This is a genomic window from Winogradskyella psychrotolerans RS-3, from assembly GCF_000427335.1.
Lineage (GTDB): Bacteria > Bacteroidota > Bacteroidia > Flavobacteriales > Flavobacteriaceae > Winogradskyella > Winogradskyella psychrotolerans.
Genome location: NZ_ATMR01000047.1, coordinates 1 through 548, shown reverse-complemented (window position 1 = coordinate 548; position 548 = coordinate 1). Strand labels below are relative to the sequence as shown.

Below are 548 nucleotides of genomic sequence, written 5' to 3'. Positions count from 1 at the left end.
AAAACCTCACGTATCCTGGATGTAAAATACCATATCTTACTCCCTTCCGCAGATGAAGTGGGTTCCCCTTTAGATTTTCTTCATTGGATGGCTTTGCTAAAATCTGTAACCGCTTTCAATACTTACAGAAGGCTCTATGGCAATATCTCTCCTTCAGGAGTTGTGGAATTTTTATTGCTGAATAAATACTTCCCCAGGTCTGTTTTCTTTTGCTTGAAAGAAGCAGAACAATGCCTCTATAAGATCTCGGGAGCCAATGGTGATGGGTATACTAATAGTGCTGAAAAAGCAATGGGAGAATTGCGTTCTAAGCTGGAATTCGATGATGTTAATGATATTATTTCCAGTGGTTTACATGAATACATCGAACACTTACAAATCAAAATTAATAATATATCAAATAAAATAAACGACAATTATTTCCAAATAAAAGATAACTTTGCCTCCCAAACGATGGGACAAGAATGACATTTTGTATTGGAATAAAGACAAAGGACGGAATTGTAGGTTTATCAGATACCCGAATCACTTCAGGAAATGACACTACC

The 548-nt window shown here is 36.3% G+C and carries 1 protein-coding gene; it reads left to right on the top strand.

What is annotated here, in order from left to right; translation table 11 throughout:
• Positions 1-468 (top strand): alpha-E domain-containing protein (locus tag ADIWIN_RS04070; RefSeq protein WP_040756515.1); only part of this gene is annotated, 468 nt, incomplete at its 5' end.
• Positions 469-548: the final 80 nt, after the last annotated feature.